11 protein-coding genes, 2 tRNA genes and 3 rRNA genes are annotated in these 25,096 nt (G+C 39.5%); 8 read left to right on the forward strand and 8 right to left on the reverse strand.

Annotation, left to right across the window (positions count from 1 at the left end; genetic code table 11):
- Nucleotides 1-311: 311 nt before the first annotated feature.
- The 8 genes from EL165_RS14075 to EL165_RS14110 all read left to right on the forward strand — a co-directional run bounded on the left by EL165_RS14075 (nucleotide 312) and on the right by EL165_RS14110 (nucleotide 12,948).
- On the forward strand, nucleotides 312-3,470 hold the full coding sequence (locus EL165_RS14075) for a SusC/RagA family TonB-linked outer membrane protein (protein ID WP_002976177.1): 3,159 nt from the start codon (nucleotides 312-314) through the stop codon (nucleotides 3,468-3,470).
- A gap of 20 nt (nucleotides 3,471-3,490) precedes the next feature.
- Entirely contained in the window at nucleotides 3,491-5,011 is a 1,521-nt protein-coding gene (locus tag EL165_RS14080) for a SusD/RagB family nutrient-binding outer membrane lipoprotein (protein WP_002976176.1), read from the forward strand.
- An 83-nt stretch (nucleotides 5,012-5,094) separates the two neighbouring features.
- Complete coding sequence (locus EL165_RS14085; protein WP_002976175.1) at nucleotides 5,095-7,440, forward strand: phosphocholine-specific phospholipase C; 2,346 nt, start codon at nucleotides 5,095-5,097, stop codon at nucleotides 7,438-7,440.
- Between the two features lie 174 nt (nucleotides 7,441-7,614).
- Complete coding sequence (locus EL165_RS14090) at nucleotides 7,615-8,193, forward strand: hypothetical protein (RefSeq protein ID WP_002976174.1); 579 nt, start codon at nucleotides 7,615-7,617, stop codon at nucleotides 8,191-8,193.
- Between the two features lie 104 nt (nucleotides 8,194-8,297).
- Entirely contained in the window at nucleotides 8,298-9,098 is an 801-nt protein-coding gene (locus tag EL165_RS14095) for a WxL protein host-binding domain-containing protein (RefSeq protein WP_002976173.1), read from the forward strand.
- Nucleotides 9,091-11,844: a COG1470 family protein gene (locus EL165_RS14100; RefSeq protein WP_002976172.1), complete on the forward strand. Its 2,754-nt coding sequence runs from the start codon at nucleotides 9,091-9,093 to the stop codon at nucleotides 11,842-11,844. Before EL165_RS14095 ends, EL165_RS14100 begins: the two co-directional genes overlap by 8 nt.
- A complete protein-coding gene (locus tag EL165_RS14105; protein WP_002976171.1) occupies nucleotides 11,841-12,374 on the forward strand; it encodes a hypothetical protein in 534 nt (177 codons plus the stop codon). The genes EL165_RS14100 and EL165_RS14105 overlap by 4 nt, the downstream gene beginning before the upstream one ends.
- A gap of 7 nt (nucleotides 12,375-12,381) precedes the next feature.
- Complete coding sequence (locus tag EL165_RS14110) at nucleotides 12,382-12,948, forward strand: hypothetical protein (protein ID WP_002976170.1); 567 nt, start codon at nucleotides 12,382-12,384, stop codon at nucleotides 12,946-12,948.
- A gap of 135 nt (nucleotides 12,949-13,083) precedes the next feature.
- Here EL165_RS14110 and EL165_RS14115 read toward each other — a convergent pair whose 3' ends face one another.
- The 8 genes from EL165_RS14115 to EL165_RS14150 form a co-directional block, all read right to left on the reverse strand.
- Entirely contained in the window at nucleotides 13,084-14,979 is a 1,896-nt protein-coding gene (locus EL165_RS14115) for a SusD/RagB family nutrient-binding outer membrane lipoprotein (RefSeq protein WP_002976169.1), read from the reverse strand.
- A 15-nt stretch (nucleotides 14,980-14,994) separates the two neighbouring features.
- Nucleotides 14,995-17,892 (reverse strand): SusC/RagA family TonB-linked outer membrane protein, encoded by a 2,898-nt coding sequence (locus EL165_RS14120; protein ID WP_002976168.1) that lies wholly within the window; start codon nucleotides 17,890-17,892, stop codon nucleotides 14,995-14,997.
- Nucleotides 17,893-18,703: 811 nt separating this feature from the next.
- A 5S ribosomal RNA gene (gene rrf, locus EL165_RS14125) occupies nucleotides 18,704-18,811 on the reverse strand.
- 167 nt (nucleotides 18,812-18,978) lie between these two features.
- Nucleotides 18,979-21,730: ribosomal RNA gene (locus EL165_RS14130) — 23S ribosomal RNA — on the reverse strand.
- Nucleotides 21,731-21,881: 151 nt separating this feature from the next.
- Nucleotides 21,882-21,955 (reverse strand) — tRNA-Ala (locus tag EL165_RS14135).
- A gap of 80 nt (nucleotides 21,956-22,035) precedes the next feature.
- Nucleotides 22,036-22,109, reverse strand: a tRNA-Ile gene (locus tag EL165_RS14140).
- 207 nt (nucleotides 22,110-22,316) lie between these two features.
- Nucleotides 22,317-23,832 (reverse strand): 16S ribosomal RNA (locus EL165_RS14145).
- The 16S, 23S and 5S rRNA genes sit together here with 2 tRNA genes alongside, the layout of an rRNA operon.
- A gap of 583 nt (nucleotides 23,833-24,415) precedes the next feature.
- Nucleotides 24,416-25,096, reverse strand: a complete 681-nt coding sequence (locus EL165_RS14150) for a hypothetical protein (protein ID WP_041462080.1) — start codon at nucleotides 25,094-25,096, stop codon at nucleotides 24,416-24,418.

Here is a 25,096-nt window from a genome sequence, read left to right on the forward strand (position 1 = left end):
AGGGAAACCGGAAACTGGAAGTTATTGAATTCGCATTTTTACTATTCTTTTATTTCTATAGAAAGATTTTCTTCAAAAACTTATTACTGAGGGCTTCAAGAAGTTAACACCACCACAATAACTTCCTGCTTCCCTATTCCAGCTTCTACCTTATAATACTATATAATAAAGCAAAATCCCTTATACAAGGGGCATTTTCAATTTTACCTTTCTATTAATTCTTCCTGTTAAAAAATATTAAATCGTATTTTTATTTTAATACATCATTAAAATACAGGTAACAGTGCTCTGCTAAATTTGTCTTCAAAAAAATGAAGAAAACTCTAGCCACTTTTGCCGTTTTTTTACTTCCTCTTTATTTTTCTGCCCAGGAAATTAATATTACCGGAAATGTAAAATCAGAAAACGGTTCCAGTGTTTCCGGTGTGAATATCACCGACAAAAATACAGGAAAGACCGCAACTACTGATGAAAACGGGAATTTCACCATTTCTGCAAATCCCAAAGATATTCTTGAATTTTTTGCTCCTGACTTTTCTGTGTATACCGTTGAGGTTTCTTCCAGAAGACAGTATTCTGTTGTTTTAAAAAAGTCAAACGAAAAGCAGATTGAAGGAGTGGTTATTACCGCTTTGGGTATTGCCAAGAAAAAAGAAAAGATTGGTTATGCGACTCAGGAAGTGGGAACAAAACAGTTTGAAACAATTACCACACCAAGTATCGGAAATTTATTCTCCGGACAGGTTGCGGGTCTGAATGTTTCCAATCCAACAGGAATGCAGCAGGCTCCACAGTTTACGCTGAGAGGAAACTCAAATCTTGTTTTTGTAATTGACGGTGTTATTGTGGAAAAAGAGGTCTTCCAGAATTTAGATCCCAACAATATTGAAAATATTAACGTTCTGAAAGGGGCTACAGCTTCTGCTTTATATGGATCAAGAGGCCGCTACGGAGCTATTTTGATCACCACAAAAAATGCGAAGAAGAAGGGATTCTCTGTTGAATTCTCCCAAAATACGATGATCACAGGAGGCTTTACCAATCTCCCTAAAACTCAGACTGAATATGGTAACGGTTCTCATGGAAAATATGAATTCTGGGACGGAGCTGACGGGGGAGTTAATGACGGAGATATGATCTGGGGGCCAAAGTTTGTTCCCGGATTGCAGATTGCCCAGTGGAACAGCCCGATCAGAGATAAAGTAACAGGCCAGGTCGTTCCGTGGTATGGAGCTGTGACGGGAACTCAGTATGATGATAAATCGAGATATGAAAGAGTTCCGATCGACTGGAAATATCACGATAACTTAAGTACTTTCCTAAAGCCGGCGGTTATCAACAATAATAACTTTGCCATCAGCTATAGAAATAACAAAGACGTATACAGATTCTCCGGGAATTTCATGAATTATGATGACAGGGTTCCGAATTCTTATCTTCAGAAATATGGAATCAACTTCTCTTCTGAAAACCATCTTGGAGATAAACTAATTTTCGATACAAAATTCAACTTCAACCAGGCCTTCACTCCTAACATTCCCAACTATGATTACAACCCAAGCGGACACATGTACACCATCCTGATCTGGATGGGAGGTGATGTAGACGGCAAAGCACTTAAAAATCATATGTGGATTCCCGGAAAAGAAGGAAGGGCGCAAGCCAACTGGAACTATGCATGGTACAATAACCCATGGTTCGGAGCTGAGTATTATAAAAATCAGAACAGAACGAATATCATCAATGCGCAGACAGGTTTAGAGTATAAAGCTACACAGGATCTTTCGGTAAAAGGAAAAATATCCATTGTGGAAAACCATAGCAAAACGGAGATATTGAGTCCTTATTCCTATTTCAATTACAGTGCACCGAGAAGTGGAGGATATATTCTGAAAGATAATAAAACATGGAACCTTAACTATGATGTGCTGGCAACTTACAAGAAAAAAATATCTGATAACTTTGATTTCACCATCAATGCCGGAGGTTCTGCTTTCTATTATAAGAACAACAACAATGAAAGGTCTACGGACGGATTGAAGATTCCTGAAGTGTATACGTTTGAAAACTCTATCGGAGCGCTGAAAAACTATACTTACCTGAAGGAAAAACTGATTTACAGTGCTTACTCTACGATTGATATTGGATTATACAACACTTTCTTCATTAATATTTCAGGGCGTAATGACTGGTCATCCACACTTCCTAAAGCCAACAGGTCTTACTTCTACCCTTCTGCATCCGTAAGTGCAGTGATTTCAAACCTGGTAAAAATGCCGGAGTCCATCAATATGTTAAAGCTTTCCGCTTCCTGGGCTAAAGTAGCGTATGATTTCCAACCTTATGCGATCAGGAATTATTATCTGAATAATCAGGGAATCACATTCAACGGAAATCCTACTTATTATTATCCAACCACCCTGAACGTAGAAAACTCTTTGAAGCCTGAGCAGACAAAATCATATGAATTAGGCTTAAGTACAGGTTTCCTGAATAACAGAATTACCTTGGATGCCACTTATTTCAGAACATTGGATTATAACAATATTCTCCAGTTCCCGGCAGCTGAATCATCGGGCTTCACTTCACAATATGTAAACGGAAATGAATACACTACAAAAGGTTTTGAAATTACCCTTGGTATGGTTCCGGTAAAAACAGCTGATTTCAGTTGGAAAACTTTAATTAACTGGAGTACTTATGAACAAAAGCTGACTTCCATTTATGATAATATGCCCAACTACCAAAACATTAAGTTGGGTGAAAGAATGGACAGTTATTATGACTATACATGGCAAAAGTCTCCGGACGGAAAAGTCATTCTTGATGCCAATACGGGAATGCCAACAAGAGCTAATGCCCCAACCAACCTGGGACATTTCAATCCGGACTGGACTTTTGGTTTTAATAACACCTTTAAATACAAGAAATTTACTTTAAATATCGGAATTGATGGAAGCATCGGAGGGGTAATGAGATCGCAGGTTATTGAAAAGATGTGGTGGGGAGGAAAACATCCTAACTCTGTAGCATACAGAGATCTTGAATATGCAAATCCGGGAACATATTATTTTGTACCGGATGGAGTAAATTACAATCCTGCGACAGGTCTTTATACTCCGCACACAAAAGCAATCAGTTTCCAGGACTGGGCACAGAATTATCCATACCAGGCAAGAGTAACACAGGATGAAAGTGAAGAATTTGCCAACGTTTTCGACAGGACTTTTGTTAAGCTCAGATCGGTAGTTCTGGAATATGATTTTTCTTCATTACTAAATCCAAAAGGAATGGTAAAAGGTTTTACCGCCAATATTTCTGCCTACAATCTGGCGATGTGGAAAAAATCCAAGAACCTTTATTCCGATCCGGACTTCCAGATCAGGTCAGGCAGAAGCGGAGATATTGCTAATGATATTCAGGACCCATCCAGCAGATGGTTCGGAATCGGTTTTAATCTTAAGTTTTAACTAATAAGTACATCAAAACAATGAAAAATACAATAAATCATATAAAAGGGCAAAAAGGTAAAACAGCAAAATGGCTGATGAGGTCTATAGTTGCTGCAGGACTTCTGACATTGGCTTCATGTGAATCCAACCTTGACACCATCAATGAAAATCCTAATGACCAGGCCAGCATTGATCCTAAATTTCTTCTAACCTTTGTTGAAAAATATACATTCCAGGTAAATGGGGATAATATGTATGCTTCAAGAATGATGATTGGTACTGATGGTGAAAATTCATACCAGTATATGAAGTGGAATGATGCTTCTTTTGAAGTCTATACCAAAGGACTTCTGAATACAGGGAAAATGATGCAGGAAGCAGAGAAAAGAGGAAATAAAAATTATCTGGCCATCGGAAAATTCTTGAGAGCCTATCATTTCTTCAACATCAGCCTAAAAGTCGGAAGTGCTCCCTATTCTGAAGCAGCCAAAGGTGAATCCGGGATCACACAGCCTAAATATGATACACAGGAAGCGATCATGGCCGGAATTTTATCGGAATTGAAAGAAGCTAATGATCTTATTAATACCAGCGACAAAATTGAAGGGGATATTGTATACAACGGAGATGCCTTAAAGTGGAAAAAACTGATCAACTCCTTCCGTCTGAAAATCCTGATCACTTTATCTAAAAAAACAACGGTAGGAAGCTATAATATCGCTTCAGAATTTGCTTCAATTGCAGGAAGCCAGTCTCTTATGACCTCCATTTCGGATAACGGCGAACTTAAATTTGCTGATGCTGCAGACAGTAGATACACGATGTTTAATAACAGCGGATACGGTTCCAGTTTGTATATGGCAGATTATTTCATTAATATGTTTAAAGACAGGCATGACCCTCGTTTGTTCACGTTTGCTGCACAGACTACGGGAGCAAAAGAAGCCGGAAAAGCAATTACAGATTATACAGCATATAACGGCGGAAATCCTACTTCGCCTTATTCTGACAATGCAGCCCTGATCACTGCTAAAAATATTTCCAAAGTAAACGATCGTTTCTATAAAGATCCTACCAATGAGCCCGCTTCTGTATTAAGCTATTCAGAACTTGAGTTTATCCTGGCTGAAGCGGCAGCCCGAGGCTGGATTTCCGGATCTGCGAAAACACATTACGATAATGCGATCAAAGCCAGCTTCAGTTTTTATCAGACGTATGTAAAAAATCCGGGACAATATTTCTCAGGCTTTGACGTGAATCAGTACCTTACAACGCCTTTAGTAGTTTATAACGACGCCGATCCTTTACAGACACAGCTGGAAAAGATCATGACTCAAAAATACATGACTATGTTCCATCAGGCGCAGTGGACTTCTTATTATGATTATTTAAGAACGGGTTATCCGAATTATCCGTTAAAGTCCGGAGTTGCTGCACCTTTCAGGTTTAGATATCCGCAATCTGAATACAATTATAACAGCAGCAATTTAAAAGCCGCATTAGCCTCTCAGTACGGAGGAAATGATAATATCAACTCCAAACCATGGTGGTTACAATAAAAATCTGATTATTTTTATATAAAAACAAAGAAATCGCAGGAAAATCCTATTAACTTGCGGTTTCTTTCTTATTACGATTGAACATGAACAGAAGAGAATTTTTAGAGAAATCAAGTCTTTTATTAGCAGGTTTAGGAACTTCAGGCGTACTGCATCCTTCCATTTTAAAAGCTTTAGCCATTGAACCGGCTGCCCAGTCTACATTTTATGATGCAGAACATGTCGTAATCCTGATGCAGGAAAACCGTTCTTTTGACCATGCTTTTGGTGCTCTTAAAGGAGTAAGAGGCTTTTTAGATAAAAGAGCTTTTATAAAGCAGGACGGACATCCTGTTTTCTTTCAAAAGAATGACAATGGAAAATATGCATCTCCTGCCCGCCTGGATTTAAGAAATACAAAATCTACCTGGATGAGCTCATTGCCTCATTCATGGGCAGATCAGCAAAAGGCTCTTAATAAAGGAAAATTTGACCAGTGGCTTCAGGCCAAAGCTTCAGGCAATAAAGATTATAAAAATATTCCACTGACATTAGGCTATTACAACCGTGAGGACCTTCCGTTTTATTATCAGCTTGCGGACGCATTTACCATATTCGACCAGTATTTCTGTTCTTCCCTTACCGGAACAACTCCGAACAGACTATTCCTTTGGTCGGGAACATTGAGAGAACAGCAAAACGGAAAAGTAAAGGCTAATGTTGTCAATGAAAATATTGATTACGATAAAGCGAGACAGGCCAAATGGAAAACTTTCCCGGAGATTCTGGAACAACAGAATGTTTCGTGGAGAATTTATCAGAATGAAATCAGCCTTCCAAAAGGAATGTCCGGAGAACAGGAAGCCTGGCTGAGTAATTTTACAGATAATCCTATTGAATGGTTTTCAAAATTCAATGTTAAGTTTTCAAAAGGATATTATGAAAATATTCCCAATATCATAACCTATCTGAAAAAGGAAATTGAAAAAAATCCTGATCAGAAAAAACGACTGGAGGCCATGCTGGCTGAAGTTCAGGAAGATCAGGTGAAGTACCATCCTGATAATTATTCAAAACTTTCAGAAGAAGAGAAAAACCTTCACGAAAAAGCTTTCACCACCAATGTAAATGATCCTGATTACTGGAAACTGGAAATCGGAAAAGATGAAAACGGAGAAAGACTTGTGGTTCCGGAAGGTGATGTATTGTTTCAGTTCCGTAAAGATGTGGAAGAGAAAAAGCTTCCGCTGGTTTCATGGCTGGTAGCTCCGGAACATTTTTCAGACCATCCGGGATCACCGTGGTATGGAGCATGGTATATTTCCGAGGTTTTGAATATTCTGACCAAAGATCCTGAAACCTGGAAAAAAACAATATTTATCATCAATTATGATGAAAACGACGGCTACTTTGATCATGTGCTGCCTTTTGCCCCTCCGATGAATCCAAGCCAGCCCGTTGATATGAACGGAAAAGAAGGCGTGGAATATGTAGACAAATCCCAGGAATACATGTCTGATCCAACTTTAAAAAATTATGAAAAAATTGAAGGAACTGTAGGATTGGGCTACAGGGTTCCCATGATCATTGCTTCCCCATGGACAAAAGGTGGTTTTGTTAATTCCGAAGTATCAGACCACACTTCAGTATTACAGTTCCTGGAGAAATTCATCATGAAAAAATTCAAGAAGAATGTTCATGTTGAGAATATCAGTGACTGGAGAAGAGCGATATGTGGAGATCTTACATCAGCTTTCAATTCTTCCAGTGTAAAAGCACCACAGATGGATTATCTGAATCAGAAAGATTATGCTAAAACCATTAATGCTGCCAAAAATAAACCGGTTCCCAACCTGAAATGGTATTCTGAAAATGAACTGAATGAGAACCTACTTGACATTCAGGAAAGAGGCCTGAAGCCATCCAATCCTTTACCTTATCATTTCCATGTCAATTTGGAAGGGGAAAAGATCAAAATGTCCAATTTAAAAGAGAATGGAGTTCCTTTGCTTATTTATGACAGGACTCAGTTCAACAATAACAATTATCATTTTTCATATGCCTTATATTCCAGACAGACACTATCCCATGCTGTACATTCAGGAGCGTATGATTACGAAATTTTCGGTCCCAATGGTTTTTTCAGGAAGTTTAGAGGAGATAATAATCCGGAAACAGAGGTGATTTTAACAAATACAACTTCAAAAAATCAGATTGAACTGACCATCAGAACTCATCAAAATAAAAATTTTTCTATAACCGTGGAAGATCTGTATAGAAAAACGAAGAAATCCATTGCTTTACAAAAAACGGAAGAAAAAATTATTATAGATCTTGATAAATATAAGGGCTGGTATGACCTGAAAATCAAATTAAACGATCATCTGTGGCATTTTGCCGGAAGAATAGAAACCGGAAAAGTTTCCGTTTCTGATCCGCACTGGGCCTAAAAAATGCTTATAATACCAACAAAATCCTGCACAAAATTGTGCAGGATTTTTTTTGAGTTATTTCCACATATAATGCATTACATATGATAAATAAATACTTATATAAAAAATGTGGTATATTTTTTTCACCGTACCCTGAATTTTATTATCTTCACTTAACTAATTAACAGTGTCATGAAAAAATTAAATTTAACTATTGCAGCGTCTTTATTTGCGCTTGCTCTATCAGGGAATCTGAGCGCACAGGATACCAATACAGATACCCATACCGTTACAGTGTCTATTCCTGAAGTGGCCCTGGTAGATATTGAACCTGCTGCTACAAAAAACATTACTCTAGGCTTTACAGCACCTACAGAAGCCGGGAATCCCATCATTCCTGCTGCAGCCAACACAACGTTATGGCTTAATTACTCTTCCATCAAATCTGTTGCAGACCCTACCCGTAATGTAAGTGTGAAAATGAATGCTATCATTCCGGGAGTTGATATCCATGTAACTGCTGCTGCAGCTACCGGATCAGGTGCTGGAACGTTGGGAACATCAGCAGGTCTGCTAACCTTAAGCGCGGCTGACCAGACTATCATTTCCGGAATTGGAAGTGCTTATACAGGGAATGGTGCCAACAACGGACATAATCTTACTTATGCACTAGCTGCAGGAAGCGGCCCCGGGGGAGTAGCTGCCTACGCAGATTTGCAGGCAACAGCCACTGTAGTAGCCACCGTTACCTATACAATATCAGATAATTAGAATTTAAACAAAGATTCTTTTTTCATCCAAAACAAGAAGAAGTTGTTATCAATTTCTTCCTGGTTTTGTATTACTATGATTTAACTCCAAACTTTATTTTATATATGATAAAGCGTATTCTTATTTTGATCACCCTGATTTTGCAGTTCGGTTTTTTACATGCCGGCATTGTGATTCTCAACGGGCTTACGCATTCTTACAAAATAGAAAACGGAAAGGTCTACAAAGGGAAAATTGCCATCGAAAATACAAGCAGCAATCCTCAGAGTGTAAAATTATTTTTACAGGATTATACCTACCATGCTGACGGAACGATTAACTATACAGCATTACGTACCAATAGACGCAGTAACGGGGAGTGGCTGAAGCTCAATACCAATCTGGTTACTTTAAAAGGTAAGGAAAAAACTGAGGTATTTTATGAAATAACAGTTCCCAATGAAGCAATGGATCCGGGAAGTTATTGGAGTGTTATCATGGTGGAACCTGTAGAGGAGATAAAACCCAGCGACAAAAAGCCTGGTGTAAGTATTACCTCAGTTATACGATATGCCATTCAGGTCATTACAGACATTGAAACGGAAAAGGCCAAACCGGACCTTAAATTTGAAAGTGTAAAAGTAGAAAAACAGGAAGGAAAGAAAACTGTAAAGATCGCTATTGCCAATAATGGCAATCTGTATTGTAAACCTACGGCAGCCATTGAAATCTATAATCGTAAGACAGGTGAAAAAGTGGGGACGTATACAAGTTTAACGATGGGACTGCTACCGGATACTTCCAAAACATTTTATATTGATATCAATACCGTACCACCAGATAAGTACAGAGCCGCCATAATAGCCACAGATGAAGAGGAAAATGCATTTGCGCTGAATGTGGAATTAGAAGTAAAAAATGATTAAAACTTGGACATTATTTATTATCATATTATTATTCCCGGTATTTATTTTTTCTCAACAGCAATCCAACCGATTGACCAGTAAAAAAGATAGTTTAATGCCGGGGATGTCCACTTCTATTCCTTTTACATTAGAAAATAATTCGGCAGAGAGCAGGACTTATGATATTTCAGTCAGCACATCAAGTTCTTCAATACATCCTATTTTAGCTAAAGGTGAATTTCAGCTTAGTCCTTATGAAACATCAGCCTATCTGGTTCCATTACGTATCGGTACAGAAACAGGACAAGGTTCTTATTCTGTAACATTAGATATTACTGATCGTAACAGCGGAATATCTTTTATAAAAACTTCAGAAATCTCAGTTTCCGGAAACAGGAATCTTTTGGTCACCATTCTGGATGCCCCTGAGTTTATAAGAGCAGGAGAAACCATCAAAGCCTCTTTCCTTTTAAAAAATAATGGTAATGTAACGGAAAGCATTGTACTTGACAGCAAGAATGCAGTTATTGACCATGATTCACCAATCATACTATCTCCCAATGAATCAAAAACCGTCAGTATTCACAAAGTCACAAGCCCGGATCTTGTTCAGAATGAAATTCAAAACCTAAATCTTTCGGTTCATCCAAAGGGAAACCCCAAAGAAAGCCAGGATTACTATTCAAGTACCCAGGTTATCTCGGTAAAGCCCACTGAAAAAGATATTTATCACAGGCTGCCGGTTGCTTTTTCTTTATCCTTTATCGGGATGCAGAATTTGGGAGTTTATCATGATGGTTTTCAGGGCGAAATTTATGGTAAAGGAACTCTTGATAAAGACAATAAAAATCAGGTTGAATTCAGGGCTGTCACTCACAATCCTGTAGAACTTAACACTTTTACCCAATATGAGGAGTATTTTGTGAATTATAAACGAGATAATTTTTTTCTTCATCTCGGTGATAAAACCTATTCTTCATCTTATCTCACAGAATTTGCAAGATACGGACGCGGGGCAGAAATCCGTTATGATCTTAATAAAGTAAGTTTTGGCGGGTTTTATAATCATCCCAGATTCTTCAGAGATATAAAAGATGAATTGAATATCTATTCAGCCTTCAGGATCAGGAAAGAGTCTGAAATTTCTGTAGGATATCTCTATAAAACACCGAGAAAAGATGAAATAAGGTACGGTGAGGTAAGACTTGATTCTGACGCTCATCTCCCCTACGCAAAAGGAAAATTTAAAATTTCTAAAAACATCAGCCTGTCCGGAGAATTAGCTTACAGTACAACACAGAAAACGGATGGAACAGCTTATTTGCTTCAGGCAGAAGCCGCTTTCAAGAAGTTAAACGGAAGTTTAATATATATGAGAGCCAGTCCGGATTTTGCCGGATATTTTACCAATACAAATACCTTTAATGGAAATGTGTATTACAATATCACCAAAAAAATCAGTGTATTCGCCAACTATATGCAGGATGCAAAAAACTTTCAACGGGATACCCTGTTGCTGGCAGCACCTTACAGAAAGTATTTTCAATATGGTATACAGTACAGATATCTGCCCAACGGTTTTATTATTTTTAATAATGGCCATCAGACGTATAAAGACCGTTTGGAGCCCAAACAGTTTGACTATTATGAGCGTTATTTCAAAGTGAGTATCAATCAGCAGATCGGAGTTTTCCAGATCAATCTGGATGGACAGTTTGGTAAAACTGATAATTATCTGACAGGGTTCAGCGGTAATTCCACTTTTTATTCTGCCAATTTCTCATTTCAAAAATTCAGAACCTCTTTTAACATCTTCGGGAGTTACGCCATCAGCTCAAGGTATCAGCTTCAGAATCAAAAAAACCTTTATTACGGAGCAAGGATATTTAGCCGGTTTTCTGATAAGACCAGTTTAAGTGTTTTTTATCAGAACAATTATATGCCGGAGGAATATTTTAAAGACAGGAATCTTTTTGAGCTTCTTTTTCACCAGCAGCTATTTCCTGGAAATGAACTTGATCTGTCAGGAAGATATTCATTACAAAGAGGAGAAATCGGAGATAAAGATTTTATATTTTCGATGCGTTATACATGGCGTCCTAATATTCCGGTGCAAAAAACAGCTGAATATACTTCGCTGACTGGCAATGTTGCCAATCTGGGGGTTAAAAAGACAGATGGAGTCAGATTAATGCTTGGAAGTTATCTGTCGGTTACGGATAAGGATGGAAATTATATATTTAAAAATGTTATTCCGGGTGATTATTTTTTAGAAATAGACCGTTCAACTACAGAAATCAATGATATTCCCACTCAAACATTTCCGGCTCCTCTATCACTCATCAATAAGGAGAATATTTTTAATTTCGGGATAACAACTGCAGCCAATGTTCAGGGGTATGTCAGATTCCTGGAAACGGGAGAAAAGGATCAGTTAGACATTGAACAGCTGCAATCAGGAAAAGGAAAGAGAAAAAGAGAAAGTATTATTGTAGAAACCAGTAATAACGACCAGACTTTCCGCAAGGTATGCTATATAGGAGAAGAGTTTGACTTCACTTATCTCCGGCCTGGAGACTGGACTGTTAAGGTTTATCGTAATGGGCTGGATAAACGTTTTAAAATCTCTACAGACAAATTTATGTTTACTTTAAAACCTTCGGAAACAAAGAAAATAACGATCAATGTTGTCAAGCATCAGTTAGAAATCAAATATCAGCAGGAATCCCTGAAAGTAGGATATAATGAAATAAAAAAGAAAAAATGATTCTGATCCGTTCCATACTATTAATTATATTATTTATTGCATCTGGCTCAATATATTCCCAGACCGCAAGCACTACTGTCAGCCTTACGTTGCCTGTAGTAACTTTGATGGATATTGAACCTGCAGGTAGTATCACTTTGAACTTCACAGCCCCTACCGAGGCAGGAAATGCGCTTGGAACACCAACCCCCAATACGTCAAAATGGGTCAACTATACTTCTGCCATTTCTCCCAGTGGACTTACCAGAAGAATTACAGCCTCTGTGAATAAAGTGATAGCAGGAGTAAATATAAGACTTCAGGCCGCCGCAGCATCCGGAGCCGGTGGAGGAGCGTTGGGAACATCATCTGGCCAGGTGATCCTTACAACTACTCCTGTCACTATCATTAGTGGTATTGGAGGAGCTTATACAGGGAATGGTGCCAATAACGGACATGCACTCACCATTTCACTGGCCACAAATACTTATGCCAATTTAGTTGCACAGGCCAATACAGCTATTGTCATCACCTACACCATTACAGAGTAAACCGAAAATGAACACTAAAATTCCCATCATAAAACCATCCCTGAAAAGATTTCTATACGTTATTACTTTAATAATGGGAATCAGTCTTAATGGACAAACCATTAATATTACGGGAACCAGTTGGACGGCAACTGTACCCACTATTACAGAAGCCGGAACTAATTATGCCGGAACTTATGACAATCCCAGCCTGTTAACATTATCAGGCCATTTGCCCGGATCTTTTCTGAATCTTCTTACAAGTTCCGGAGCCAGAATCAGCATGCAGCTTGCTCCTACTTCCTGGAACAGCTCTCTGAAACTTTATGCAAAAAGAAGTGGCGGTACAGCAACAATCAATGGCCTTTGTGTTTTGTGTACGGCGACAATTAATGGCGGTACGGCTAATTATATAGAAATACCACAAGCTAGTGCCGCAACCCTTTCAACAATTACCTTTACCGGAGTTCTTGGACTGGGTAACAGTGTAGATTATTCAGGCATTAATGTACAGCTGGAAATAGGTGGCGTTTCTGTGACAATTCCTGCGACAGCATATAGTACACAGGTTGTTTTTACTATTGGAGCCAATTAATACTCCCAGGCCAATCCATACATTACTTTTATCAGAATTAAATAATACATTAAAGAGATATTCAGTCAATTTGTATCTAAAAAAACAATCCCTTTCAAAATCAGAAAAGGATTGTTTTTTAGTATTTGAATTTAATTAATGTTTGGCCCACCAAAGAGGAGTCAGTACAGCATCTGCACCACCAAGTAATTGGACAGCTTTATCATATCCAGGCTGATCAGTATTTCTGAAAGTACTTGGATATCTTAATCTCTGAGGGAAGTTCTGAATAGAATTCGTCATATAGTTCCCTGAGCTCAGATTAGGAAGGTTGGGCAATGGAGTTTCGATGGCCGGGTTTTCAAAAAACGGCAGGCCAAGTCTTCTCTGATCATTCCAGGATTCTAACGGTAACCAAGGCATATTGGCAATATATTTCTGGGTAATAATCTTTGTCAGTTTATCATTTTTTACCGATCCGTTCTTATAAATGGTATTCACAGGATATTTAATTTCAACAGAAACCAAGTTACCGGTTACAGGATCTTTATATTTCATCGCATGGCTTACTCCCGGTTCTGTAATATGACTATAAGAAACAGAAGTACCGTCACGGTTATAATCCGTTGAAGCAATATATTGACCATAGAATTGTGAAACTCCATTATAAATAAAACTTTCCTGAATTCCTTTATTATAAGCAGCTTCATCACTCATTGGAACGGTCCAGCCTTTCAATGCAGCTTCAGCCAAAAGGAAATAGGTTTCCCAGCTTGCAAAAAATATTCTTGCATTCTTACTTTCTCTATACTGCTTACCTAAAGCCGGCATACATCCTACTACATTTCTTAAGCCATTTCTCTGCCCTTTTACACCCCAATTTCCAATGGTATAGGCATTCCAGGTATTTACGGTATTTATTGTTATTTTAGAATTATCTTCAAACGTAAGATCTCCGTGATTGGTAGTTGCCTGATTGGTATACGTCGGATACAATGAATAAACCGGACTTGTAAGATCCCCCGGAATATAAAATGTTTTATATGCTCTTGGGTCGATTTTATTAGGTAATCCGTCCAGCCAGTAGCCTGCACTTGGATCATTGGTCATTGTAGTGAACTGTTGATCATATTTTATACCAATATAATCAGATGCCTTTACCTGTGCATGTTGAGCCGCTGGTAATTGGTCTGTAGAATTTACTCCTCCCAAGCCAATGTATAAATTATTAAGGGTTGCTGATAAAATCTGAGAGTTCCATTCTCTGGACATTACGCCTGTTAGCGCATCCCAGCCCGGTTTTTCAGCAACTTTAAAATTATCTGCACTTGTAGCGATAAACATATTTGAATTAGCCGCAGCTTCAAATTCTGTTTTTGCTTTTGAAGGATCTACTTCGGCAATTCTCATGGCAATTCTCATCCTCATAGAGTTGGCATACTTTACCCACTGAGTCCAGTTAAATCCATACACCATATCATAGGCATTTGCATTGGATGGTACTCCCTGGGTTGTGTCCATTTTTGCGGCTGCATCTTTTAATTCTTCCAAAATAAAATAATACACTTCTTTTTCAGAATTAAAAGTAGGATTCGTTCCCTGAAAAGCCTGAATAGGTTGAGGTCCGAAATTGTCCGAAAATTCACTCATTAAGTAAGCTCTCCAAATTCTGGAAACCTGAATGATATTATCATAATAAGGTTTTCCTTGTCCTGCCGCCTTTTTTTCATTAGCCAATTGAATGGCCGCATTTGCATTATTCAGCCAGTCTGAAATGTATTTCCAATATTCGGAAGTCCAGGAATCGTCGTAAGTTCCACCTGCAATTCCGGTTGTTAAATGTTGTCTTGCTGCTGTTTTCCAATATAAAACAAAAACACGTTCTGCAATATTAGGATCTTGCTGAGCACCGAGAATTGAGTTATTTAATAAATATTCAGGTTCTGCCTTATTGGCGTCTACGGCAAACGGGTTATTATTGATGTCTTCAAAATCATTGCATGAAGTACATAGTAAACCAATCGTAAAAAATGATAAGATATATTTTTTCATTGTTTCAGTTGTTAATTAAAAGCCTAAAGTAATTGTAAATAAATAAGATCTTGAAGTAGGAAAAGCAAGGTTTTCAAATCCTGTAGCATTAGAATTAATTGCGAATACAGATTCCGGATCGATTCCTTTGGCTTTACTGTAGATCATCCATACGTTATTTGCTGTAAAAGCTACTTTAGCGCTCTGTAAGGCTAGTTTTTGGAAAATACTTTTAGGGAAATTATAGGTCAGCTGAATATTTCTTAAACGAATATTGGTAGCATCATAAATGTTTTGCTCTGTAATTCCTAAATTTCCGGATGTCACAGCTCCCCAATAATCCTGTTGAGTAATTTCTTTTGTATTTGATATATAACCACCATTTCCCTCCACTACGGCATCCAAAATCATATTATCACGTTTTCCTCCGGGCGCAGTGTCTGCAGCAAGTCCATTCGCTTGTAGTGCAGCTTGTGTTGCAGAGAAAAATTTACCTCCGATTCTCCCGTCAATTAAAAATGAAAGTCCAATATTTTTATAAACAAAGCTGTTTGCAAAACCAAACAAAGCTCTCGGGGTTTGATCTCCTAAATAATATTGATCAGGCGTTGCCCGCGGTAACCCGTTTTGATCCACAATCAACTTTCCGTAGTAAGGACTGCTGGTATCTTCTACTCTTAAGAATTTTGTTCCGTAAATGGCTCCGTAAGGTTTTCCTACTTCTGCGAAGAAAGCAACGTTATCAAAACCTGATAAAGGATATTTTGAAACAATTCCATCAATTTTATCGATATTGCTTTTTAACGTTGAAAAATTGGCATTGACATTCCATACAAAACTTTCCTTCTTAAATATATCCGTATTCATAACGAATTCAAACCCTTTGTTATGCAGCCCTCCTGAATTAATCATCATTCTTTCATATCCGGAAAGTGGATTTATCGGAATGGCTATAAGCTGATCGGTGGCATTATTATTAAAATAACTTACATCCAGAGACACTCTGTCAAAAAACTTCATGTCTGCTCCAACTTCAAAAGTCTTAAGCTTTTCCGCATGTAAATCCGGATTAAAAAGTATCTTGTTTCTTGCAAGTACAATATGTCCGTTTGGATCAGTAGAAGCAATATATGTATTATACAAGCTTTGAGGAGGTAAAGAGTTACCCACAATTGCGTAGGCCGCGCGAAGCTTAGCAAATGTTAAGGCACTTAAAGTAGTACCATTTAATTTTTTCAGCATATCTGTCAAAACTAATGAAGTGCTCACGGAAGAATAAAAATAAGACCTGTTATTTATATTCAAAGTAGAAGACCAATCATTTCTTGCCGTAGCATTCAGAAACCAATATCCGTCATAATTAATTTCAGCAGCAGCAAATACTGAATTAATTTTTTTCCACAGATCAACTTCAGTCGTCGTAACAGAAGCAAGATCACTCGTATTAGATGTGCTGAAAACATTGGCAACAACGAGATTTTGTGTGGAAAAATATAATGCTTTATCCCTACTTTCCATCATCTGTCCATAAACTGAAAGCGATCCTCCCCATTTACCAACAATATCATCTTTTTTAGCATTAAGACTTATGATATAATTATTTTCATAAAACTTTTCCTGACCGGTAGAGTAAGAATTATTACGGCCAGATCCCGTCCAAACCCTTGCATCACTATTTAAGGAATAGAAATCCGTTCCTAATCTTACATCTGCGCTCAGCCAGTTATTAAATTGATATTTAAGATATCCGTTTAATAAAAACCGGTCTTTTTTATCCGCGTTCAATGCATTATAAGCTGTCCAATAGGGATTAATTCCATTAGAGGTTATCCAGCGCGATGTCACTCCATTTTGCATCTGTCCCTCACGATAATCTCTTACATCAACATTCTGAGGCATCAGAAGGATTCTTGGGTAGTAATTTCCATCACCTTGTCCTGCAGAAGGTCTGTTTGTACCTTTAACACTCATATACTGGGCTTTTACCTCAGTAGTCCATCTTTTATTAGCCCCAAAGTTAGAATTCATTTTTGCCATAAAATTGAACCTCTCATATTTTGAGTTCGGAATCTGGCTATTACTGTTTAAATAGTTAGCTGAAGTGTACAGGCTTGATCCTTCGCCTAAGTTCTCCTGAAAACTCAATGTATGCTGTGCGGTAGTTCCTGTCTTAAAAAAATTTTTTAAGTTATCATGGACGGTCATATTTGATCCCTCAAAGGCAGGTCCCCAGGAAGTTGTGTTATCAACTCCTTGTGGATTGGGCAAACCATTACTTCCTTGTGCGAAACTATGCTGCAAATCAGGTTCCATAAAAATATTTTCAAAACCTAAACTTGTAGAATATGTAATTCCTAATCCCCCTTTTCTTTTACCGGTTTTTGTAGTAATCAAAATAACACCGTTTCCACCTCTGGAACCATAAAGAGCAGAAGCAGCACCACCTTTCAAAACAGAAAGACTTTCAATGTCGTCCGGATTGATATCACTTAAACCATTACCCATATCAAGATCCGGATTCCAGAAATCGTTATTAGAATCTTTTCCATTCTGCTTAGCCTTTGATCCCAAGCTATTACTTAACGGAACTCCATCTACCACAATAAGAGGCTGATTATCTCCTGTAAACGAATTAAATCCCCGCAGGTTAATTTTTGAGGAAGAACCTGGTCCAAAACTTCCTTTAATCACTTGTAACCCGGCAACCTTTCCTACTAATGCATTGGTAACATTATTTTCTTTGGCATCGACAAGAGTTTGTCCTTTCACATCCTGGAAAGAATATCCAAGCGCTTTTTTTTCTTTTTTTACACCATAAGCTGTAACAACTACTTCATCAATCTTTGACGCTTTAGTTGAATCACTTTGTGCATACAATCCACCGAAAAAGAATAAGGATTGGAGCAGCCCAACCTTAAAAATGGTTTTTTTCATAAAAATTAGATTTGGTATATATTTAATAATATCACAAGATATTTCAACAAATAACGTAATTATTATTAAATTAATATACAATCATTAATTATTTATGCCAAATCCATTAATAAAAGCAACCAAATCTTTTTAATAATAACATCTTAAATCACTGTTATGAGTGTAAAGCTTTTGATACTTAAATAATTAAGTAAAATTTAAAGACAGATAAGTTATAGCCTAATCTAGTACTTTGTGGGAATTGAGTTGAAGAAAATAATGGATTGCAGAGACTCCTGCGGAGTGACAGATGGGTGGGATAAACGATAGTAGTGAAAGCAAAGAATGATCAGCCGTAAGAATAATAAATTTTATTCTGAACCGAGGTAATGATCTTCCAATTGGGGCCATAAAGCATCCCTTCCCAATTGTAATGTGGTTCAACTGGCCTCTTTCTTTTAATTTGTGCTGCTTCTTTCTACTGTGTAATTCCGCAGGAATCCAGGCTTAATTATTAGAGCCTTGAGGATTTAAAGGTAAACAACGAAACTAATTCCAAAGCTATTTGAGAATGCGGTTTATTGCGTTTTGTTTAGACTCCTACGGAGTGACAATGGGGTATGTGATGAATGATGAATGTTAAGTGATAAGTGATGGTTGATAATTGATGCTTGATAGTTGATTGATGTATCGTTTATCAATTATTACTTATTACTCATTACTTATTACTCATTACTTATTACTCATTACTTATTGCTTATAAGCTTGTCTTGGGTATAAAGCAAAAAAAATCCTCTATCATTTGATAAAGGATTTTTAAAAATAAAATAAAAACTGGCGGCGGCCTACTCTCCCGCGTTAGCAGTACCATCGGCGCTGGTGGGCTTAACTTCTGTGTTCGGAATGGGAACAGGTGAGCCCCACCGCTAAAACCACCCTAAAGAAGGTATATAGCATCCGGCTATTGGCTGCTGGCTATTGGCTTTATTGCCATTCGCTAACTGCTATCCGCCATCTGCGTTTTAAGCGATAAAAACTTTCACAAAGACAAAACCTTTACTGCGCATAAAGTACTTGTCATTTTATATTACTGATACAGTAACCATAGACTATAAATCTACGGGTAATTAGTACTACTCGGCTATGACATTACTGTCTTTACACCTGTAGCCTATCAACGTCGTCATCTACAACGACCCTTAAAAGATGTCTCATCTTGAGGCGAGTTTCGCACTTATATGCTTTCAGTGCTTATCTCTTCCAAACGTAGCTACTCAGCGGTGCACCTGGCGGTACAACTGATACACCAGAGGTTTGTTCAATTCGGTCCTCTCGTACTAGAATCAAGCCCTCTCAAACATCTAACGCCCGCAATAGATAGAGACCGAACTGTCTCACGACGTTCTGAACCCAGCTCGCGTGCCACTTTAATGGGCGAACAGCCCAACCCTTGGGACCTTCTCCAGCCCCAGGATGTGACGAGCCGACATCGAGGTGCCGAACCTCCCCGTCGATGTGAGCTCTTGGGGGAGACTAGCCTGTTATCCCCGGAGTACCTTTTATCCTATGAGCGATGGCCCTTCCATACGGAACCACCGGATCACTATGTCCTGCTTTCGCACCTGATCGACTTGTGGGTCTCACAGTCAAGCACCCTTATGCCATTACACTCTACGCACGGTTACCAAGCGTGCTGAGGGTACCTTTGAAAGCCTCCGTTACTCTTTTGGAGGCGACCACCCCAGTCAAACTACCCACCACGCAATGTCCTTCTGAAAGAAGTTAGGCTCCAAGTAAGTAAAGGGTGGTATTTCAACGGCGGCTCCACAAACACTAGCGTGCCTGCTTCAAAGCCTCCCACCTATCCTACACATTACTTACTCAAAGTCAATACGAAGTTATAGTAAAGGTTCACAGGGTCTTTTCGTCCCATTGCGGGTAATCGGCATCTTCACCGATACTACAATTTCACCGAGCTCGTGGCTGAGACAGTGCCCAGATCGTTACACCATTCGTGCAGGTCGGAACTTACCCGACAAGGAATTTCGCTACCTTAGGACCGTTATAGTTACGGCCGCCGTTTACTGGGGCTTCAGTCAATGCCTTCGCTTACGCTAAGCACCTTCCTTAACCTTCCAGCACCGGGCAGGTGTCAGACCCTATACAGCATCTTTCGATTTAGCAGAGTCCTGTGTTTTTGATAAACAGTCGCCTGGGCCTCTTCACTGCGGCCACCATTGCTGATGGCGTCTCTTCTTCCGAAGTTACGAGACTATTTTGCCTAGTTCCTTAGCCACGACTCACTCGAGCACCTTAGGATTCTCTCCTCGACCACCTGTGTCGGTTTTGGTACGGGTTGCTTCACTTCGGCTTTTCTTGGATCAGATTACTCTACAGCAGCTTCGCCCGAAGGCTAAGCCTTGACTATTCCGTCAGTCTCCAGCAGATACATCCAACCGTCCCCTTTTATCGTGAGCAAGTCAGGGAATATTAACCCTGTGTCCATCCACTACCCCTCTCGGGTTCGCGTTAGGTCCCGACTAACCCTCAGCTGATTAGCATGGCTGAGGAAGCCTTGGTCTTTCGGTGAGCAGGTTTCTCGCCTGCTTTATCGTTACTTATGCCTACATTTTCTTTTCTATCCGCTCCACAATACCTCACAGTACTGCTTCGGCGCAAATAGAATGCTCTCCTACCAGATGTATAAATACAAATCCATAGCTTCGGTAATATGTTTATGCCCGATTATTATCCATGCCGGACCGCTCGACTAGTGAGCTGTTACGCACTCTTTAAATGAATGGCTGCTTCCAAGCCAACATCCTAGCTGTCAATGCAGTCCAACCGCGTTGTTTCAACTTAACATATATTTGGGGACCTTAGCTGTTGGTCTGGGTTCTTTCCCTCTCGGACATGGACCTTAGCACCCATGCCCTCACTGCCGACGAACATTTATTAGCATTCGGAGTTTGTCAGGAATTGGTAGGCGGTGAAACCCCCGCATCCAATCAGTAGCTCTACCTCTAATAAACTTAACATCGACGCTGCACCTAAATGCATTTCGGAGAGTACGAGCTATCTCCCAGTTTGATTGGCCTTTCACCCCTACCCACAGGTCATCCGAAGACTTTTCAACGTCAACCGGTTCGGTCCTCCACTCTGTGTTACCAGAGCTTCAACCTGCCCATGGGTAGATCACAAGGTTTCGCGTCTAATCCTACTAACTAAGCGCCCTATTCAGACTCGCTTTCGCTCCGGCTCCGGTACTTAATACCTTAACCTCGCTAGTAAAATTAACTCGTAGGCTCATTATGCAAAAGGCACGCCGTCACAGCATTACGCTGCTCCGACCGCTTGTAGGCGTACGGTTTCAGGTTCTATTTCACCCTTCTATTCGAAGTGCTTTTCACCTTTCCTTCACAGTACTTGTTCACTATCGGTCTTTCAGGAGTATTTAGCCTTGGAGGATGGTCCCCCCATATTCAGACAGGATTTCACGTGTCCCGCCCTACTCATTTATCACTCAAATATGCCTTTCATATACGGGGCTATCACCCTCTATGGCTGTTCTTTCCAGAACATTCTATTAAACATATAAAAGCTTTTGGGCTAATCCGCTTTCGCTCGCCACTACTTACGGAATCTCTTCGATTTCTTTTCCTCCGGGTACTTAGATGTTTCAGTTCTCCGGGTTTGCTCCTCTTACGAGGTAATACATCTTCAATGTATTGGGTTGCCCCATTCGGATATCTGCGGATCAATTCGTGTGTGCCAATCCCCGCAGCTTTTCGCAGCTTACCACGTCCTTCGTCGCCTCTGAAAGCCTAGGCATCCGCCATACGCCCTTAACGATTTCTTTCCTATTGGTTACTCAAGCGCTTTATGCGCTCGGTTTTCTCTTTGTGATGTCTTTACCGTTAATGTCAATGATCTTAAATCTATTTCTGATTTAATTCGCAAATATTGTTTTTGGCTCTATTTGCTTTTTTAAAACTAAACCATCCACTCTGTGGAGAATAAGGGAGTCGAACCCTTGACCTCCTGCGTGCAAGGCAGGCGCTCTAGCCAGCTGAGCTAATTCCCCTCTAGTGCTTTTAGCTTATGGCTTCCTGCTTTTGGCTAGTGGCCAGAAGATAGTCCCTATTTGCTATCCGCTTTAATTAGTAGTCTCGGGCAGGCTCGAACTGCCGACCTCTACATTATCAGTGTAGCGCTCTAACCAGCTGAGCTACGAGACTCTATTATGAGTGATGAGTAATGAGCGATAAGTAATTATTTTCATATACCTTACAACTCTACTTCTTACTCGTTTTCTCTTCCCGTTTACTAATTTCTAGTGGGTTTTATTTTTAATATAAATCAACCAAACAAAAAACTAAAGCTTGAACTTTAAGTAAGTTCTGTATCTTGCGATACTAATTTTTTTATCGTCTAACGACGCTCTAAAATGAGATGTTCCAGCCGCACCTTCCGGTACGGCTACCTTGTTACGACTTAGCCCTAGTTACCTGTTTTACCCTAGGCAGCTCCTGTTACGGTCACCGACTTCAGGTACCCCAGACTTCCATGGCTTGACGGGCGGTGTGTACAAGGCCGGGAACGTATTCACCGCGCCATGGCTGATGCGCGATTACTAGCGATTCCAGCTTCATAGAGTCGAGTTGCAGACTCCAATCCGAACTGAGACCGGCTTTCGAGATTTGCATCACTTCGCAGTGTAGCTGCCCTCTGTACCGGCCATTGTATTACGTGTGTGGCCCAAGGCGTAAGGGCCGTGATGATTTGACGTCATCCCCACCTTCCTCTCTACTTGCGTAGGCAGTCTCACTAGAGTCCCCAACTTAATGATGGCAACTAGTGACAGGGGTTGCGCTCGTTGCAGGACTTAACCTAACACCTCACGGCACGAGCTGACGACAACCATGCAGCACCTTGAAAAATGTCCGAAGAAAAGCCTATTTCTAAGCCTGTCATTTCCCATTTAAGCCTTGGTAAGGTTCCTCGCGTATCATCGAATTAAACCACATAATCCACCGCTTGTGCGGGCCCCCGTCAATTCCTTTGAGTTTCAAACTTGCGTTCGTACTCCCCAGGTGGCTAACTTATCACTTTCGCTTAGTCTCTGAATCCGAAAACCCAAAAACGAGTTAGCATCGTTTACGGCGTGGACTACCAGGGTATCTAATCCTGTTCGCTCCCCACGCTTTCGTCCATCAGCGTCAGTTGTTGCTTAGTAACCTGCCTTCGCAATTGGTGTTCTAAGTAATATCTATGCATTTCACCGCTACACTACTTATTCCAGCTACTTCAACAACACTCAAGACCTGCAGTATCAATGGCAGTTTCACAGTTAAGCTGTGAGATTTCACCACTGACTTACAGATCCGCCTACGGACCCTTTAAACCCAATAAATCCGGATAACGCTTGCACCCTCCGTATTACCGCGGCTGCTGGCACGGAGTTAGCCGGTGCTTATTCGTATAGTACCTTCAGCTACTCTCACGAGAGTAGGTTTATCCCTATACAAAAGAAGTTTACAACCCATAGGGCCGTCGTCCTTCACGCGGGATGGCTGGATCAGGCTCGCACCCATTGTCCAATATTCCTCACTGCTGCCTCCCGTAGGAGTCTGGTCCGTGTCTCAGTACCAGTGTGGGGGATCACCCTCTCAGGCCCCCTAAAGATCGTAGACTTGGTGAGCCGTTACCTCACCAACTATCTAATCTTGCGCGTGCCCATCTCTATCCACCGGAGTTTTCAATATTAAGTGATGCCACTCAATATATTATGGGGTATTAATCTTCCTTTCGAAAGGCTATCCCCCTGATAAAGGCAGGTTGCACACGTGTTCCGCACCCGTACGCCGCTCTCAAGATCCCGAAAGATCTCTACCGCTCAGCTTGCATGTGTTAGGCCTCCCGCTAGCGTTCATCCTGAGCCAGGATCAAACTCTCCATTGTATGTTTGTCTGACTCACTCAAAGTTTTTAACGCTTTAGTTTTTCCTTACTTGGTTGTTATATTGTATGTCAATGATCTTTATATCTTCCGCTTTTCCCGAAGTACCCTCTCTGTCAGTAGCGCTCCGTATTTGCGAGTGCAAAAGTAAAACTTTATTTTTTAATGACCAAATGTTTTTGAAGAAAATTTTAAAGTTTTTTAAGTAACCTTAATCCTTCTCAAACCCTCAATCTCTCTACTCCTGCGCTCCGATTTATTCGGACTGCAAAGATACAAACTCTTTTTTATCTTACAACTCTTTTTGCAAAAAGTTTTAAAGTTTTTTTTCGTCTGTCTCTTGTGAAGTAAATAATGTTCCTGCTTACCTAAAAGCTCTTCTGCGCTTACTGTTCTACTCTCGTTTTCAGTGGGGCAAAGATAGCAACTTCCTACAACGCAAAACAAGTTTATTTAACATAAATTTTACCGTTTCGTAATATTTACTCTTAAAACACTGGATTGCAGGGAGAAAAATTTTAAACAAAAATTTATTGAATAGGTGTTTTTTTAAATTGAATCCTAAAACAGCTCTTATAATTGATTTTTATGGATGCTTCTCTTTATAAATTATGCTTAAAAATTCTGCATAAGACTTTTCCAGGCCAATAATATCTCCCGATTTCAGATTCAGACCTCCTACTCCTGTATTATCTGACTTTACTTTCAAAGATGAAACCTGGAAATAAAGATTATCGTCATTGGCTTTTGGCTGAACTTTCACTGTAGAGCCTAACAATTTTTTTGTTGAGATGGTATAGATTTCTCCCGGAACTACTTTTAATTTTAAAAATGTTCTTGGCGGGATGGTATAGTCTTTACGGTTGATGTTTATTTTCTGATCTTTTTCAGAGGATGCAAATATATACATCTCTCCATGCTTAACCGCCAATTTTTCTTTAGGTGTATAATATAAAGCAACTTTATAATTGGCAGCATTGAATGGCTGAGGCGTACCGTCAACGTTTTCGAAAGGTTTTAATTGAAATGTGTTGGCACCGATCTCTTTTGCTTTTTTATATACGAGAGAAAATACAAGTGCATCATCTTTTGAAAATCCCTGTACTTCTACTTCTCCTAAATAAACAGCATCTGTGGCTGCGTCCTCTTTTCTGTAAAAGAATTTATCTGAATTATCATTTGTTTTTTCAACTCTGGTCATATAAACATTCTGAGCGCTCCACAGCTGGATACATAACACGGAAAAGATGATTACAATATTCTTCAT

This window comes from Chryseobacterium gleum (assembly GCF_900636535.1).
Lineage (GTDB): Bacteria > Bacteroidota > Bacteroidia > Flavobacteriales > Weeksellaceae > Chryseobacterium > Chryseobacterium gleum.